This window comes from Pectobacterium peruviense (genome assembly GCF_002847345.1).
GTDB classification, from domain to species: domain Bacteria; phylum Pseudomonadota; class Gammaproteobacteria; order Enterobacterales; family Enterobacteriaceae; genus Pectobacterium; species Pectobacterium peruviense.
Genome location: NZ_LXFV01000001.1, coordinates 459,249 through 477,228 on the forward strand (window position 1 = coordinate 459,249; position 17,980 = coordinate 477,228).

A 17,980-nucleotide genomic window follows, 5' to 3' on the forward strand; every position below is an offset into this window, starting at 1 on the left:
ATAAAAACAACGATCCCGGCTCAAGGGCCGGGAGCATTCAAGCGTATGAAACCAAATTGAAAACTTCTGCTCTTAAGCAATCAAACTCTTCATTTTCATCGAATAGAAGAACACCATCCTTGTAGAGTAATAAGTCATTCAATGACCCCATTCCACCATAAAGGCCCAGAAGCTCTGTTCGGACTACATCTGGAGACACAATTAGTCTATTGGATAGTTCAGCAAGCCCATTAGCCCAGTCAGGATAACCACCTATATTCAAAAGTAGTGCCATACGTTTTAATTTACTTTGTATAACTAGCAATCTATCTTGATTCATTTTAATGGTTTCCTCTCAACAACCTCAGCACCTTTAATTTCCCAAGGTTTAATAACTACAATCTGTTGCGTACCACCGACATATAACCCATTTTGGGTTCCAACTTCACCTACATACACTTTTGTACCTGAGGGGATTTTTATCGCAAAAGATGTATCTATTGGTGACGTTCCCCCGCCAGGCCACTTAGGAAGAACAGCTTTATCGATCCTTGTTTGAATAACACCTTGTGGTGCTTCCGAACTAAAGAACTGACCATAAGGTTTATCGGACACCCCTCCACGAAAAAGAATAGTATCTTCTTTCAATACCATTTCTTTATACCTTCCACCACTAAAAGTGGCTGCTAAATCATTATCTAACGGCCCAGGTTTAATTGCTGAATATTCACCAATAACCTTATTTGGGAACGAAACAACACTGTGACTAACAGCAGATTCAACTTTACCCACTACTTTAGCTACCACTCTTTCCGTGAGTGCCGTCCCTGCTTTCGTAACACCTACTCCGCCTGCGATGGCCGCAGCCAAATCAGACACGAGTTTACCAGCTTCAACACCGGCATTGTACGCACCACTTGCGCCAGCCTTCTGATACTCAGACTCCATCAGATTGATACGGTCAATGTAGCTTTGCTTAACCGCATCCGACATCGTAATAAAAATGTCATCGCTCGTTATCAATTGCTTGATTGCATCATAAGCCGCAGCAGGATCACTGATGGATTTCGATAAGCTCTCGACTGAGTCGTAAATCCCTTGAGGAACACCAACCAGCATACCTGCACCGTAGGCAGCATCTTGCCCCAGACTGATGGCATCCCATTTTGCCCCCACTTGCAATTGGCAGGACATATTGCCTTTACAGGCATCAAACTCTTTATCTCTCTCTGAGCGCTGTTGATTGCTCAGATAGTTATTCTCCACCGCATTACGCCCAGACTGTGCGCCGCTGGCGGCGGAGGCGGTGCTGTTGCCTGCCAGACCGGATACCAGACCCGCGGCCAGTGTCGAAAGCGCGCTAACTGACTGTTTTTCCGCTTCCGTCAGGTCATTCGCCGTCTTCCCAGGATATTGATCGGCCATGATGGCACGGGCGATCAGTTCACCGCTGGAGGCACCTAGCGCCCCCGCTGCCGCATCCTGACCCGACAGTTGTGCAACCACCGCACCCACCACCGCATGCGCCATCGCGTTTGCTGCAATATCGGACGCCGTGGCTTTGCTCTCATCTTTCGGCATCGTGACATCTTTCACCAGCTGTGCCAGATACGGTGACGCACCGCTGGCAATCGCTTTCTGGATATCCCCGCCCGCCAGTGCCTGAATTGCTGCCGTCGCTGCCTGTGCCGCTCGCTGGAAATCGCTACCCGTGCCGTATTTCTGCATCTCGGCCTTGTAGGTCGGCGATTCCGTCAGCGCCTTTTTATAGTCCTCCCACTGCGCGACCGAGTCACCGTCTTTCGGACGTTCGACTTTGGAATCACCTTTCGCTTCCGCGGCTTTCTGCGCTTTCAGCTCGCCTTCCGTGCGCACAATATCCATCACCTGCGCGCCGATTTCACCAATCAGCTGCGCCTGCTTCAGGCGTTTCTGCTCTTTCTCTTTGTTAAAGATCGGGCTGAGCGCGTTGTTCGCGTGCTCAACATCACGGCTCAGCGTGGCGATATCCTGCACCTGCTTCGCCGTGTCCCGCAACAGCAGGCTGCCGTCACTCACCGCCGCATAGGTGGTGCTGGATGCATTGCCACTGTTACCCAACGCCATCAGCGCCGACGGCACATTCATCGCCAACGTCGACAGCATGCTACCGCCCATCGATGGGCTGGCGCTGAAACCTGCGCCGCTGTGCTCCACCTTGAATTCGGCTTTATTGTTAAGCCCGCTCCAGCCGAGCGTCCCCGTTTCCAGCCGGTTTTTCTCGGCGCTGGCGGTAGAACCAATCACGGCGGCGTCAAGCTGGGTATGTTCACCAGTTTTTATACCAAATCCGTCTTTACCAGCAAAGAACCCCGTCTGCTGCTGCACACTATCATAATTGCTGTGCATCTTGTCCTTGCTGAGGCTGATGTAGCCGCTGCCGCCACCGCCGCCCCAGGTAAAGCTGCCGCCTGCCGATCCGCTAACCTGTTTGGAATCATAGCGGTCACTATCCTGCTGGCTTTGCAACAGCAGATTACGCCCTGCGTCAACATCAATGCGCTCAGCGTTCACCTGCGCGCCAATCAGTCGCGTGTCGCGATCGCTTTTCAGCGTGACATGGTTACCTGCATCCACCGTGGTTTCTGACCAAGTATTGCCCGTGCCGGTTTCCCGCCCTTTCGCCGCATTAACGTTAGCAAAAATGCTAAGCCCCGCGCTACCGTTGCTCAATCCCAGACTGACACCGATATTGCCGCCGCTGCTGCTGTTTTTGCCACTCAGCGCTTCACTATTACGGGCAGAGATCAGGTGGATATCTTGCGCCGCGTTCATCATGACATCGCCGCCCGCCTTAAGCTGGCTACCCGCAACCGTGATATCTCCCGTGCGCGCGTCAATACCGATATCTCGCGTCGCATTCAGCGTCGAACCAAAGCTCTGCTTCTGTTCACTAGTCTGGCTGGATCGTGAGTTCTGCGCCCCGAGAGAAATACTGACGCCGACGAAAGAGGCTTCCCCTTTGTTGTTCAACTCGGACTGACTGCCCTGATAGGCCTGATACCCAGCCAGCCCCGCCTTCATCCCCTGAAGCAGCGCCAGTCGACCATCACTTTCGCTTTTTGCCGCCTGAATGCTCTGCACCGCGCTGTTGAGCGCAGCCCCAACTACGCCGGAGAGCGCAATAGTCAGGCCTGCACTTTTCTGCTCAAACTCCTGTTGCTGCTTGCGCGTGTCATAACCCGGATCGATCGTGACGTTGTTGCCTTGCAGGAGGATGTCTTTCCCCGCCACTATATCGGTGCCGCTGAGGGTGACATCGTTCCCAGCCTTCACCGTCACTGAGTCTGTCGTACTGCCAAGCGTGCTGATGCTCTGACTCTGCGTTGCGGCCTGATCGCGCAGTTTTTGGCTAGTCGACGTCGATCCGATGGTGAAGCCGATGCCGCCGCCGCTGAACAAGCCGCTTTTTTTCTTGCTGTGCTCTTCATAGTTCTGGTAGTTCTCTACGCTGGCAGCGGTGTTAACGTCATTATTCGCCAGCAGCGTGACCTGCTTGTCGCCGACCACCGAGGAACCTTGCAGATTGATATTCTGATTAGCGGCCATCGTGACACTGTCACCCGACAGCAGGCTGCCCTTCTCATCGGTTTGCAACGTTTCCCGCAACGTATGCGTCACCGTCTTCGAAAAGGCCTTTTTCTTGATTTTTGTTTCTTCAAAGAAGGTGTGCTGCGTTTCGGTTGCCGACAGCAGATTGATGTCGTTGCCCGCCTGTGCCGTCACCGCGCCGCTGGCCACGCCCTGTGCCGCTTGCAGATTGATGTCTCTGCCCGCCTGCAAGTTCAAGCCCTTGCCCGTTGTTAACTCGGTGCTCTGCTGAGTGATGTTTTGCTGCCAGTCGGCATGACGGTTCCACCAGCTGCCGCTGTAGGTTTCTTCCTCTTGAGACAGCAGATTGAGATCGCGTCCAGCCGCCAGTGTCGCATTGCCTTTGGCATTCAGGCTGGCCGCCTCAGACAAGACATCTCGTCCCGCCACCAGAGCCAGGTCGCCGCCGCTCAGTAACTGGCTGTTTGCCACCTCCTGCGTGCGACGCTGCGCCGTGCTACCGCCCTGATACAGCGTCTCTTTTAGCGTGTCCTGCGCGGTGAGGCGAATATCATTACCCGCCGCCAGCGACAGCGCCGAGCCGCCGGAAAGCTGGCTGGCATCGATCTGAATATCCAGACCCGCTACCGCTTTCAGCGCACCGCCCGCATTGACGGCGCTACCTTGCACGGTCGTGTTCAGCGCGGTATTGCTGCTACCCCACCCGATATCCACGCGATTATTGGTCAGCGTCAGCGCCTCAATCGCCACATTGCCTTTGGCGTTCAGCGCCATATCCTGCCCGGCATTCAACGTGGCCGCCACGTTGCGGATATCCTTGCCCGCGCTGAGGGTCAGGCTGTTACCTGCTACAATTTCGGCGGTTTTACCCAATTCGGTGAACGTGAGCGATCCCGTGCCGCTGCGTGAAGCATTCGGCTGCGCGGTCTGAAAATCGCGCGACGCGGTCTGGTTGATGATGTCGCCGTTAATGCTGGCGAGTTGCAGCGTGTTACCTTCAATCCGGCTGCCGCTGTTGGTGATGTTGTTCAATGCCACCAGATTCAGGCCGCCGTCTGACTTGATCAGGCCGCCCTCATGGTTATCAATCTTGTCGCCGCTGGCAATCGCCAACACTTCAACCGCCTTGATCGTGCCGCTGTTGGTGACGCCGCCGCCCGCGTTCAGCTCAACCTTGTTCGCGACAATCGCGCTGCCCTGCAGGTTATTTTTATCCGCCTGCGCCAGATACAGCTTCGGTGCCAGCACAGTCTGACCGTTGACCTCGATATTTTCCCACCAGACCATACTCTGACTGAGGTTGGCTACCTGATCCGGCGTCAAACTCACACCCAGTTGCAGGTTCATGCCTTTCTGCGCCGCCGCGGCGTTATCGAGCAGCATCTGCATCTGTGCCAGATCGGAACCAGCGCCATTCAGGTGACGCTGCCCGCTCTGTTTCAGCACCGCCTGACTGATGTAGCGGGTATCAAACTCCGCATCCCCCAGAAAACGGTAGTCGTGATCCGCATCCAGATTCAGTTTATCCAGTAGATAGGACGACCCCAACACCTTGTCGGCCTGCGTCCACTGTGAGCGCGTTTCGACTGGCACCACCGTTGACGGTTGTTGCCCCAACAGCGTTTGCAGATCGCTGAACAACGCATTGTCGACCTGACCTAACTGTTCCAGTTTCGGGTTGGTGTGGATCAGGTAGCGGCTGTCCGCATTAGGATCGACAACCAGCAGCCCGTTATTACCTGTCGGCAGTGGGTACTCGGCGAGCGGATTGGTACTCAGGTTTTGGAGTCCATTACCGATGGCGCTCAGCAGCTCAGCAGCAGAAAGAGGCTGTGGCACAGAGGGCGTACCCCCACCCGGAAAGTTGTCTGCACTCACCGTCTGCTTCGGTGTTTCCACAACCACCGCGCCCGGTTTCGCCAACGTTACAGGTGCCCCTACCGTGCCCGCTATCGTGACACCTGTCGTCGAATTGTCCACGGTAACGGGCGTCAGACTCTGTCCGGCATCAGGACGTTGGCCTGTCGACGTGAGCGCAACCGCATCAGAATGGACGACAGGGCTGGCGTTGGGATCGGTTAACACTAGCGCATCATCGGTTTTCAGCGTCAGCGGCCCTGCGGCCTGCTGCCCAGGCGTCATTGTCGTAATGTTCTCAGCCTGCGCCGCCGTTTGCAGCGCGGTGCCAGCCTGCTGCGTCAGCGCGACCGAATCAGGGTTGCTGATATGACCGGAAGTAGCAGGTTGTAACACCACCGCGTCGCTGGTATTCAGCGTCAGCGGCTCTGCGGACTGCTGCCCCTGCGTCAACGGTGTAATGTTCTCTGCCTGCGCCGTCGTTTGCAGCGAAGTGCCAGACTGCTGCGTCAGCACCACGGCTTTACCCGTCGCCGCTACGCCTATGGCATTACCCGCCAACGTCGCCTGTCCACTACCTGCTTTTGTGACGTCAACCGCACCCGCGTTAAACGACGAATCCTGGCTGACCAACTGACGCGTGGTCTGTTTCTGCAATGGCGACAGCGCGGTGATGCTATCCAGCACCGGTTTGGTGGAGGCAGGCATAAACCCACCGCTGCCCGGTTGCAGCGTGGTATTACTGATATCCTGTTTAAAGTTGGCAGTAATGGTGCCGCCTGCCTGAATTAACGCGTTATAGCTTTCGCCAACAGTTTTTTCGTAGGTTGGGGTGTTTTTCAAGATATAAGTAAGATATGGGGAAAAATTGGCCAACATGTAATCAAAACTAGATGGTGTATATTTAACTTTTGAAAGCACACCATTTATATAATACTGTGCTGGTTTGTACTTAGCATTTTCATACTGATATGTTAAATATTTTTTTGTAACCCCTGTTTGATATGACTGATTACTTATACTATTTCCAATTAACTCTATTTTTTTTCCTGAAACGATCTGAGAGGCATCATTAATTAGGAGAGTTGAATTTATAGAAATATTATTTCCAGAATAGATTCGGCCATCATAACCTAGTACAGATATATTAATTTCCTTATTTGCTATTATAATATTTTTAATATAAGCATGTTCGTAGGGAACATATAACGAAGATGATGGCTTCATACCATATACTATTGATTCATCACTAGAATATCCATCACCTCTATAAACAGAGATGAAACTTACGACCCCATAATCCTCAGGTTTAAACCATTCGATCGGGATATTAGCCGTCGTTTTACCTACCCAATCCGGCACCGAGTCCCCAGCCAATTCACTCTCCGTCACCACCAACCCTTCACGCTGGTTAGTCAACGTACCAGTATTAATCGTGATATCGCCGGACTGCGTTTCGATAGTACCTGAACTGTTTAACAACGAGGTGCTGGCCGTGCCTTGGTCGTCACGCTGAATGAGCAGGTTATTACCTGCCAGAATGGTGCCAAAGACGTTGGTGAGGGAATCGGACAGCAAGCGCATATTGCCGCCCGCATAGAGCATGCTGCTGTTATGGAGCGTGCCGCCCGCCTGAATCAGCAGATCGCTCGTAGTGCCAATCAGCCCTTTATTATTCAGCGTGTTATCACTGACCAGCGTCAGATTCCCGCCAGCCTGAACGCTGCCCGTTTCCAGTTGTACGATGTCTTTCGCGCTGATACGCGACTCACCGCCGCCCGCCTGAATGTTGCCCTGATTGGTAAGCGTACCAGTACTGGTCAATTGGACGGATTTACCCTGTAACGTCCCGCGCTGATCGAGGTCACCCGCGACGTTTAGCGCTAATTTTTGCCCCGCTGCCATGCTCTGGGTGAAGGTCAGCGGCCCGGTGATATCGGCAGTCAGGTTACCCAGCGCGACCAGTTGCCCGTCCTGTTGCAATGTATTAGTTTTCAGGCGCAAATCCTGCGCGCTGTAGAGCTTCGCGCCCTGACGGTTGATCAGCCGCTGCGTCTGCAGCGCCAGCTGTGTCAAGCCCAGCAGCGTGCCGTGGTTGTCCAGTTCGTCGGCGATGATTTCCAGTTCACCCGCCTGCACCAGCCCGTTATTCACCCACTGCGGGATTTTCAGCGTCAGTTTATCCTGCGCCATCAGGCTGCCCTGCTGGGTAAACTGTGCGGTATTCACGTCCAGCCCACGCCCCTGCAGCCAGCCGTGGTTTTCTACCGCCGCTGATTTCAGCGTCGTGGTGCCGTCGGATAACAGCTGTCCGACCTGTTGGTTGACGATGCGGTCTGTCGTGTCCAACTGTAGCGCAGCGGTGCCCTGCACCGTGCCGCCGTTGGTGACGGTATTGCCCGTCAGCGTGGTGTTGACGGCTTTTATCTCGCCCTGATTATTCAGCGCGACCGCCTGCACGTTAAGCGTGCCGTCGCTGCTTAAACGCGCCTGTGGCGCATTACTGAACTGATTTGAGACTGTCGCGTTAAGCGCGCTATCGCCACGCAGAGTGCCGTGATTCGTGATCTCATCGGCACCCAGCGTCAGCGTGCGGCCCTGAACCTGTCCACGGTTAGTGATGTCATGCGCCGTCAGGCTGAGATCGCCGCCGCTGACAAGTTGGCTACCCTGCGCGCCCTGATATGATCCGGTCAGTTGCAACGTACCACGCTGCACGCCCAGCAGATTTCCCTGTTGATCGAGGTCACTGGTTGTCAGACGCAATTCGTCCGCTTGCCACAGCCCCTGATTGCTCAACACGCCAGTCGTGAGTTCGCCCACGCCGCCGCTGAGTAAACGTCCCGCCGCCAGATTGTCGACGCGATCGGTCAATTGCAGCGTAAAGCCGCCGACACCCGTCAGCGTACCGCTGTTTTCCAGCGTCTTGCCCGTTAACGTCACCGTTCCCTGCGAGAACAGTTCACCCTTATTTGTTAGCGCGTCGCCGTTGAGCGACAAACCGTTCAGCCCCGCTACGGTGCCACTGTTATCGAGCGATTCGCCATTCAACGTCAGCGTACCCGCCTGCCATAAACCGGCGTTTTCTGCCTGTTTAGCATTAAGGGTAGATACGCCTTTGCTGAGCAGTTGACTGCTTTTATCGCCGACATAGCGCAGCACGTCGAGCAAACGCAGTGCGTCGGTGCCCTGAATACGTCCCTGATTATCGATTTCACCAGCCCGCAGTTGCAGGTCGTTAGCCTGTAGCGTGCCCGCGTTGATCAGCGATCCGCTGTCAACACGGCCTGCGCCGTTGGTCAGCAGTTCACCACCGGCGCGGTTAAGTAGCGCATCACGGTTTGTGACCGTCAGGCCATTGCTGCCCAGCACGCGCCCGCCGTTCTCCAACGTACCTGTGGTCAGGCTCAGCGTTCCCGCCGCTATCTCTCCGCTTTGCGTAACACGCTCAGCATTGATAACCGCATTCCCGTCACTCAGTAGGTGGGATAAATCGGTTCCCTGATAGGTGCGCAGTAAATCGAGGCGAAGGCCATCCTGACCGAGCAGCGAACCACCATTAATCAGGTCGTTCGCGGACAGTTCCAGTGTTTTCCCCTGCCAGAATCCGTCGTTAATAACCTCACCTGCCTTCGCCAGCAAGGCGCCACTGGTCAGCAGTTGACCATCGCGACCTACCGTCAAGCCTTCGCGCAATTCCAGCGTGATGCCGCGTTCACCGACTAGCGTACCCTGATTGTTCAGCGCCCCGCCGTTCAGCGCCAGCACTCGGCTTTCCCAGCGTCCGCTGTTGTTCAGTTGATTACCGTGTAGCGTCAGTGTGTCGGCCGTGTGCAGCAGACCTGCGCCCTGATAGTCGCCACGGAGCAACAGTGCGCCGTCAGCAATCAGATTGCCCGCGTTGCGAATATCCGTACTCTGCACGTCCATCTTGCCTACACTGGAGACCGTACCCTGATTGTCGAACTGGCTGGCGCTCAGCCAGCCGTCACCGCCGGAGAGCAGCGTGCCCTGATTGGTTAACACGCTGGCAGGGTTGTTGCTATCCAGCGTGATAGCGAATCCACGATCGCCCTGCATCCGTCCGCGGTTGGTCAGCTGTTGTGCCTCAAACGTCAGGCGTTCTGCCTGCACGTCACCGTCGTTTATCACACTTGCAGCGCGTAAGGCGGCAATGCCCTGTGACAGGAGCGTACCGTTTTGTTGGTTAGTCAGGCTGTGGGTTGTCGTCAGCGACAAGGCATTGATGCCGAAAATCTGCCCACTGTTGGTCAGATCATTGGCCTGAAGCGTGATATCGCCCGCCTGCCACTGCCCGTGGTTGTCGACCTGATCCGCCGTCAGCGTGCTGCGGCCCTGACTCAGCCATTTGCCCTGATTGCGTGCCATCCCCGCAATCGCCAGCGTCAGTGCATCCACACCCAGCATTTTTCCGCGGTTATCCAGCGTCTGGGCGTCCACGGTCAGCGCGCGGGCTTCCAGCGTACCCTGCTGATCGAGGCTTTTCGCGATTACACCCAACGTATTGCTGCCGCTGATAACACCGCGATTATCCAGCTTATTGCGCAAGTTCAGTTGTAGATCGTCCGAACCCAGCATCTGCCCGTGGTTGAGCACGTCCTCCGCGGTTATATCGATACGCTGGCTAGTAAGGTCACCGGTGTTGGTCAAGTCACCACCCAGCGTTAACTGCAGGCTGCGCGTGCCGTTGATCTGGCCATCGTTAGTGAGATCGTTGGCGGTGATGGACAGCGCATGGCTGTTCAGCGCGCCCTGATTGTCGAGATGATTGCCGAGCAGGAACGTTAACCCGTTAACGCCCGTCAGGGTGCCGTGGTTGAATACATCGTTAGCATCAAGGGTCAGCGCATTGCTGCTGATGTCACGCACATTGTTCAGTGTCCCAGTCAGATCCAGGGTCAGGCTGTCCACGCCCGTGATAGCGCCGCTGTTGGTCAGGTCATTCGCATTCAGCGCCAACGCTGCACCGTACAACGCCCCCTGATTATCCAGGCTATCGACGGCGGTCAATTCAAGACGGTCAAGTCCGTTGATTTTCCCGCTATTGACCAGTCTGTCGGTCTGTGCAGTCAGTTGATAGCTGTTCAGCGTGCCATGATTGGTTAACGCATTATCCAGCACCAGTTGCAGACCGTTAACACCAGTGATATTGCCCTCGTTGGTCAGTGTCCGTGCGGCAAGCTCAGCATTTTCACTCCACAGTGTGCCCTTATTGTCTACATCACCGTTTACCAGCGTCGCCTTAAGCGATTTATCGCCCTGAATGTGTCCACGGTTGATCAGGTTTTGTGCGTCCAGCGTCAGGCTATCCGCCTGCCATTCACCGTCATTTTCTACGTTGGTCGCCTGCAATACCGCGAGTCCCTGCGTGAGCAGCTTGCCATTTTGCGTATTGCCCAAACGGTTTTTCGCCGTCAACGACAGCGCAGACAGCCCCAGCAGTTGCCCGGCATTTTCGACGTTATCTGCCGTCAGCGTCAGCGTGTTGCCCTGCCAGAAACCGTCGTTCACGACCATCCCCGCCTGCGCCTGCAGGGCACCGTTGGTAAGCAGTTTGCCGGTGTCGCCGACCGTCAAGCCTTCACGCAATTCCAGCGTGATACCGCGTTCACCGACTAGCGTACCCTGATTGTTCAGCGCCCCGCCGTTCAGCGCCAGCGCTCGGCTTTCCCAGCGTCCGTTGTTGTTCAGTTGATTACCGTGTAGCGTGAGTGTGTCGGCCGTGTGCAACAGACCCGCGCCCTGATAGTCACCACTGAGCGACAGTGCGCCGTCGGCAATCAAATTGCCCGCGTTGCGAATATCCGCACTCTGCACGTCCATCTTGCCTACGCTGGAGATCGTGCCCTGATTGTCGAACAGGCTGGCTTGCAGTTGGTTATCGCCACCGGACATCAAGGTGCCCAAATTGGTTAAACGGCCGGCAGGGTTGTTACTATCCAGCATGACCGCTAACTCGCGATCCCCCTGAATACGCCCACGGTTGCTCAGCTCTTGTGCTTCAAACGTCAGGCGATCAGCCTGTACCTCACCGTCGTTTATCACACTGGCGGCGCGTAAGGCGGCAATGCCTTGTGACAGGAGCGTACCGTTTTGTTGGTTAGTCAGGCCGCGAATTGTCGTCAGCGACAAGGCATTGATGCCGAAAATCTGCCCACTGTTGGTCAGATCATTGGCCTGAAGCGTGATATCACCCGCCTGCCACTGCCCGTGGTTATTAACCTGATCCGCCGTCAGCGTGCTGCTGCCCTGACTCAGCCATTTGCCCTGATTGCGTGCCATCCCCGCAATCGCCAGCGTCAGCGCATCCACGCCCAGCATTTTTCCGCGGTTATCCAGCGTCTGGGCGTCCACGGTCAGCGCGCGGGCTTCCAGCGTACCCTGCTGATCGAGGCTTTTCGCGATGATACCCAACGTATTGCTACCACTGATGACAGCGTGATTATCCAGATTATTACGCAGATCCAATTGCAGATCGTCCGAACCCAGCACCTGCCCGTGGTTGAGCACGTCCTCCGCGGTTATATCGATATGCTGGCTAGTAAGGTCACCGGTATTGGTCAAGTCACCACCCAGCGTTAACTGCAAGCTGCGCGTGCCGTTGATCTGGCCATCGTTAGTGAGATCGTTGGCGGTGATGGACAGCGCATGGCTGTTCAGCGCGCCCTGATTGTCGAGATGATTGCCGAGCAGGAACGTTAACCCGTTAACGCCCGTAATCATGCCGTGGTTGAACACATCGTTAGCATCAAGGGTCAGCGCATTGCTGCTGATATCACGCGCGTTGTCCAGCGTACCCTTCAGACTCAGAATCAGGCTGTCAACGCCCGTGATATCGCCGCTGTTGGTCAGGTCGTTCGCATTGAGCGTCAACACCGTACCGTACAACGCCCCCTGATTATCCAGGCTATCGACGGCGGTCAGTTCAAGACGGTCAAGGCCGTTGATTTTTCCGCTATTGACCAGTTTGTTGGCCTGTGCGCTTAGCTGGTTGCTGTTCAGCGCACCCTGGTTAGTTAAGGTGTTATCCAGCGTCAGTTGAAGACCGTTAACGCCGGTGATGTTGCCTTCATTAGTCAGTGTTCGGGCGGCAAGCGTGGCGTTTTCACTCCACAGTGTACCCTTATTGTCTACATCACCGTTTACCAGCGTCGCCTTAAGCGATTTATCGCCCTGAATGTGCCCACGGTTGATCAGGTTTTGCGCGTCAAGCGTCAGGTTATCCGCCTGCCATTCACCGTCATTTTCTACGTTAGTCGCCTGCAATACCGCGATGCCCTGCGTGAGCAGCTTGCCGTTTTGCGTATTGTCCAGACGGCCCTTCGCCGTCAACGACAGCGCAGACAGCCCCAGCAATTGTCCGGCATTATCGATCTCGTCTGCCGTCAGCGCCAGCGTGTCCGCCTGCCAGTGTCCGCTGTTTTCCAGCCGATTAGCCGTGAGCGTGCTGGAGCCCTGACTCAGCAACTTGCCCTGATTACGTGCGGTATCACGGATAGCAAACGTCAACACATCCACGCCCAGCATCGTGCCCTGATTGTCGAGTGCGTTTGCCTGCACCTGCAGATCGCGACTTTCCAGCGAACCCCGTTGATCGACCTGACCCGCCCCAAGCTGCACCCGCTCACTACCGCTAATCAGGCCACGATTGTGCAAATCATCTTGCAGAGTCAGATGCAGGTCGTCACCGGAGAGTTCCCCCTGATTAAACAGGTCGGTCGCTGACAACCGTAGCGTCGCTCCGTAGAGTTCGCCCTGATTCGTCAGGCGATCGGCAAGCGTCAATTGCAACGCGTCAATCCCTGCTATTTCGCCGCCGTTGAACACGTTATCTGCCGTGATATCGATCCGTTGCCCCAGCAACGTGCCCTGATTATCCAGCGTGAGTCCCTTCGTCTGAATGGCATTCGCCCGCCAGTGCCCGGTATTCGCAAGCATCGTACCGGACAAGGCCAACAAACCGTCCGTATTGAGCGACCCGCTTCCCTGATAATTCCCCGTCAGCGACAGCGATTTCATTGCCATCACAGCACCGGTATTATCAATCGACTCACCAGTCAAGGTTGCTGCACCGTTGCTGGAGAGCGAGCCCTGGTTGGCTATTTGCGTGGCGCTCAGGTGTACGTCCCCGCCTGACACCAGCGTGCCGCGATTATCCAGAACACCGCTGTTTTCCCCCGCCCACTGAGGTGAAGCGCTCAGGCTGAGTTGCTGTGCATCTGCCGCCAGCGTTAACGCCATCGTCAGAAAAGACGGCTGACGAAGAGCACGCGTTGGCTCCACGATAATGCCGAGATCGCGATCGGCCTGGATCCGTCCCGTGTTAGTGAAACGTTCGGCCTGCAACGTCAGGTTATCCGCCAGCCATTCACCGTGGTTCTCCGCCTGAGCGGCCTGCAGAACCGCCGCTCCCTGCGTGAGCAATTTGCCGTTTTCCTGATTGGTCAGCCCATGGCGTGCCGTTATCGACAGCGCCTGAATACCGAGCAATTGCCCAGCATTGGTCACCTCATCCGCTTCCAACGTGAGACTGTCGGCCTGCAGCAGCCCGCTATTGTCCAGTTGTTGCGCAGTCACCATCCCATTGCCCTGCGTCAACACATTGCCACTGTTCGTGACATTGCCTGCGATGGCGAGCGTCAGCGCATCCACGCCCAGTATTTTTCCCTGATTGACCAGCGAGGCGGCGTCCAGCGTGACGGTTTTCCCTTCCAGGGTGCCGAGCTGTTTGACGTCACCTGCCGTCACTGCCACCGACTGGTTGCCGCTGATGACGCCCGCGTTATCCACTAATCCCGACACATTCAGTTGCAGAGTATTGATACCCTGAATGTCGCCGCGATTGTTCATGCCTGATGCCGTAAGAGACAGATTATCGCTGCGCAACTCACCGACGTTATCCAGACGGTCAAACAACGTGATCCTCAGAGAATCACCGCCCACAACGCTACCGCGATTCATCAGACGGTTCGCCGACAGCGTCACGTCATTCCCTAACACCGAGCCCTGATTGGTGAACGACAACCCTTGCAGAGACAGAGCCCGACTTTCCCAGTGCCCGTCGTTAACCAGCGTGTCGCCCTGGAGCGTCAGCGTACCTGCCGTGTTCAGCAGTCCGCTGCCCCGATAGTCGCCGTACAGCGACAGCCCTGTCGCTGCCACCAAACGGCCGTCGTTAATCAACGACATCCCGGTCAATGCCGTGTGACCCAGACTAGATAGCGAGCCCTGATTATCTATCAGACGCGAAAACAGCGTGGCGTCACCGCCCGTCGTCAATGCGCCACGGTTGATTAACGTGCCCTTGCCTTCAGCGGCTGGTAGCGTCAGGGATAAAGCGTCATCCCCCTGAATCTCACCGTCATTGGTTAAATTATTCGCCGTCAGAGTCAGTCGCTGTGCCTGCCATTCTCCGGCATTGACGACATCCGCCGCGGTGAGCACCGCCGCACCCTGTGTGAGTAATTTGCCACTCTGCTGATTGATCAGCCCGTTGGTGGCTGTCAGCGCCAGTGAAGCGATACCGAAGATTTTTCCAGCGTTATCCAGCGAACCCACCTGAAGTGCAGCGTTTTTTGCCTGTAATAACCCCGTATTATCAAGCTGCTGCGCCGTCACCGTGCTGTCACCTTCGCTCAGCAGCATCCCCTGATTAGACAGGTTGCTGGCTATCGCGAGCGTCAGTGCATCCGTACCGTGAAGCGTGCCCTGATTGGTAAGGCTGCCAGCCTCTGCGTGAAGCTGATTGCCCTGCAGCGTGCCGCTGTTATCCAAATTTTCGGTGACGGCCAGCGTCAGCACGTCGGTGCCGTAAAACGATCCCTGATTACTAAGACGAGCGGCTTCCGCGTGAAGTTGGTTGCCCTGTAGCGTGCCGGTGTTATCCAGATTGCCGTTTAAGAAGAATGACAGGCTATTGATACCGCTGATATTGCCGCTGTTGTTAAGCGCGCCACCGACTGTCGTAAGGTTTAACGCCTGTAGCGTGCCCCCGTTCTGGACGTTCGCAGCCTCAATACGCAACGCATCACCGCTTAACCAGTCGCCGTGGTTGGTTAACGCATCAGCGATAGTCAGGGTTACTGCCCCCGGCGCCTGTACCTGCCCGCGGTTCGTGAGCGTATTGGCTTGAAGAGTCAGCGTATTGCCCTGCAACGCGCCGTTATTACTCATGGCATCGCTGACAATCGCCCAGTTCCCTGCCGTCAGCAAACTGCCGCGGTTGTCCAACTGCGCAGCCTTTATCTTTCCGTCGCCGGTAATACTGGTTTTACCTGTATTGAGCCAGCGTTCGGCATTCATCAGGAACTGCTGCGCCTGAATCGCGCCGTCGGTTTCTGCCTGTCCGGCGTTCAGCGTCAGTTCGGTGCCCGCCAGCAGCGTACCGCTGGCAGATTGCGTCAACTGATGCGTAGCATCGAGGTGCAGCGCGTTATCGGCCTGAAGCGCTCCCTGATTGGCCAGGGTTTCGGTGTGCAACTGTAATTCAGGGGCGGTGAGCGTGCCGTCGTTGCTAACGTGGTCGGCGGTTACGTGTAAGGCAGTACCGGCCTGCATCAGACCACGGTTATCCAGCGTTTTCCCCAGCGTCAGCGCTAGTTTTTCTCCTGCGCTGAGCGTGCCGTCATTTACTACACTGCCGCCATGCAGCGCCAATATCTGCTGCGCATTGATGGTGCCGTGGTTTTCTGTCGTCTGACTGGTCAGATCGAGTTCATTAGCCGTCACTTCGCCCTGATTGGTAAACTGACGACTTTGCGCGGTCAGCGCGGTTGCTTGTAGCGTCCCATCGTTGCTGATGCTGTCGGCCAGCAGAAATAGCTGGTTATCCGTCAGGATCTTACCCTGATTGGCAAGCGCCGTTTGCAGCTCAAGCCTGATATCGTCACGCGCACTGAGTAAGCCAGTATTATCCAGTCGGTTCGCATTGACCGTCAGGCGCTCTGCTGCGGCCAGCGTCCCGCTGTTAGTCAGGTGAGTACCGCTGAACGTCAGCCCCTGAAGCGAAGCGATATCACCCTGATTATCCAGCGAATCGACGGTCAGCGAGATCGTTTTCCCCGCCAGCGTACCACGCTGTACTATCTTCCCGCCGTCAACGGTCAGCGCGTTACCTGCGGTCAGATTCCCCTGCCAGTCGCCCTGCTGCGTGACGCGTACCGTAGCGTTATTTTTCGCCTGAAGTTGCGCGCTGCCTGCACCGTTGAGGTTTTTTGTCTCAAGGCGAATCGTGTCTGCGTCCGCCATTCCCGCCAGCGACACCACGTCCCCACGCACATCAAGTAAGGTATTCGTCTTAATCCCGCTTTTGGCATCCTGCTTCAGCGATTTCCCTGCATCGATCGTGATCTTACCCGCCGCAAGCTGCGCATTAGAGAGTGTGACGCCGTCACTTTTTAGGGATAATTGATTGGCGGATTTGACGGTACCTTGTGCATCCACGCCTGCGCTGATAAGACTGTTCTGCGCAGTCAGCTCACCGCCGGATTGGAGATCGATATCCTGCCCAGCACGCAGCGTGGCGTCCTGCAGCGCGATGTCCTGTCTGGCTTTCAGCGTCAGGGCGCTCCCCGCCTGCTGCTTGCCCTGCAATACTAGCGCGTCAGCATCAGCCTGAATGTTTCCCTGCGCTACCGCATCACCGAGGCTGAGTTTACCGTTGGCAGACAGCGTGATATCACCGCTGCGTGCACTGAGATTGCCGACGTTTACACCCACGCCTTTATCACTGGAAACCAGCTTGATGCGATTGGTGTACATCCCACCGAGTGCGCCAGTATCCAACGCGACTTTTACACCATTAACCGCACCGCCATCCGCCGCCTGCGCCGTCACCTTGCCCGTCGCGTCAACCTGATTGGCACCCAGCACAATCTGCGTGTCATTGGCATTCAGCCCGGCATTAATCTGCGCGGTACGGGAAATCAGGCTAAGGTAGTCGCTCTTGCTCGCATCCAGCCCCTGCCCAGTCAGCGTGATATCGCCGCGTGTCACGTCGATACGTTGCAGATTGCCCTGCGCATCCAACTGGGGTTTCCCAGTGGTCAACGTCACCTGCGGGGTGTTGATAAAACCGCAGCCGTCGCAAGTGATCCCGTTCGGGTTGGCAACGATGACGCTAGCCTGTTTACCACCCACTTCCAGGTAGCCCGCCAGCGTACTGCGGTTGGTCGACACTACTTCGTTGATAATGGCGTCGGCGGCTTTCCCCTTCAGATTGGGGTTGTTCTGGATCAGCCCACCGAGCTGGGTCGGATTGAGCTGTTCTGTGCCGTTATTCAGGATCAGACCAGGCTTGTCGACGTTAAAATCGTGGTACTGGTTGTGGGAGATCCCCGCACTGTTTGGCGTGGCGATGTTGATGACCGGCACGCCGTTGCCAGCCTGATCCAGCGCAGTATTACCCGTTGCGACCTGCACGCCTGCGGCCATTGCTGGCAATAGCGGCTGAAATGCAATGAAGTGGATCAGCGTATACGCCAGCAGGCGCTGTGTGGTTTTTATTGGTTTCATCCCTGATCCCCTGTCTTAA

2 protein-coding genes are annotated in these 17,980 nt (G+C 56.0%); both read right to left on the minus strand.

The genetic code is table 11. From position 1 onward, the window contains the following. Positions 1-37: 37 nt before the first annotated feature. Positions 38-319 (minus strand): DUF6966 domain-containing protein, encoded by a 282-nt coding sequence (locus tag A0G03_RS02125; protein ID WP_053075308.1) that lies wholly within the window; start codon positions 317-319, stop codon positions 38-40. Further along, positions 316-17,961, minus strand: a complete 17,646-nt coding sequence (locus A0G03_RS22035) for a hemagglutinin repeat-containing protein (RefSeq protein ID WP_277814061.1) — start codon at positions 17,959-17,961, stop codon at positions 316-318. The genes A0G03_RS02125 and A0G03_RS22035 overlap by 4 nt, the downstream gene beginning before the upstream one ends. Positions 17,962-17,980: the final 19 nt, after the last annotated feature.

Bases quoted from the DNA above. Each gene is read 5' to 3' on its own strand.
- A0G03_RS02125 (WP_053075308.1), bottom strand. From the start codon at position 319: ATGAATCAAGATAGATTGCTAGTTATACAAAGTAAATTAAAACGTATG.
- A0G03_RS22035 (WP_277814061.1), bottom strand. From the start codon at position 17,961: ATGAAACCAATAAAAACCACACAGCGCCTGCTGGCGTATACGCTGATC.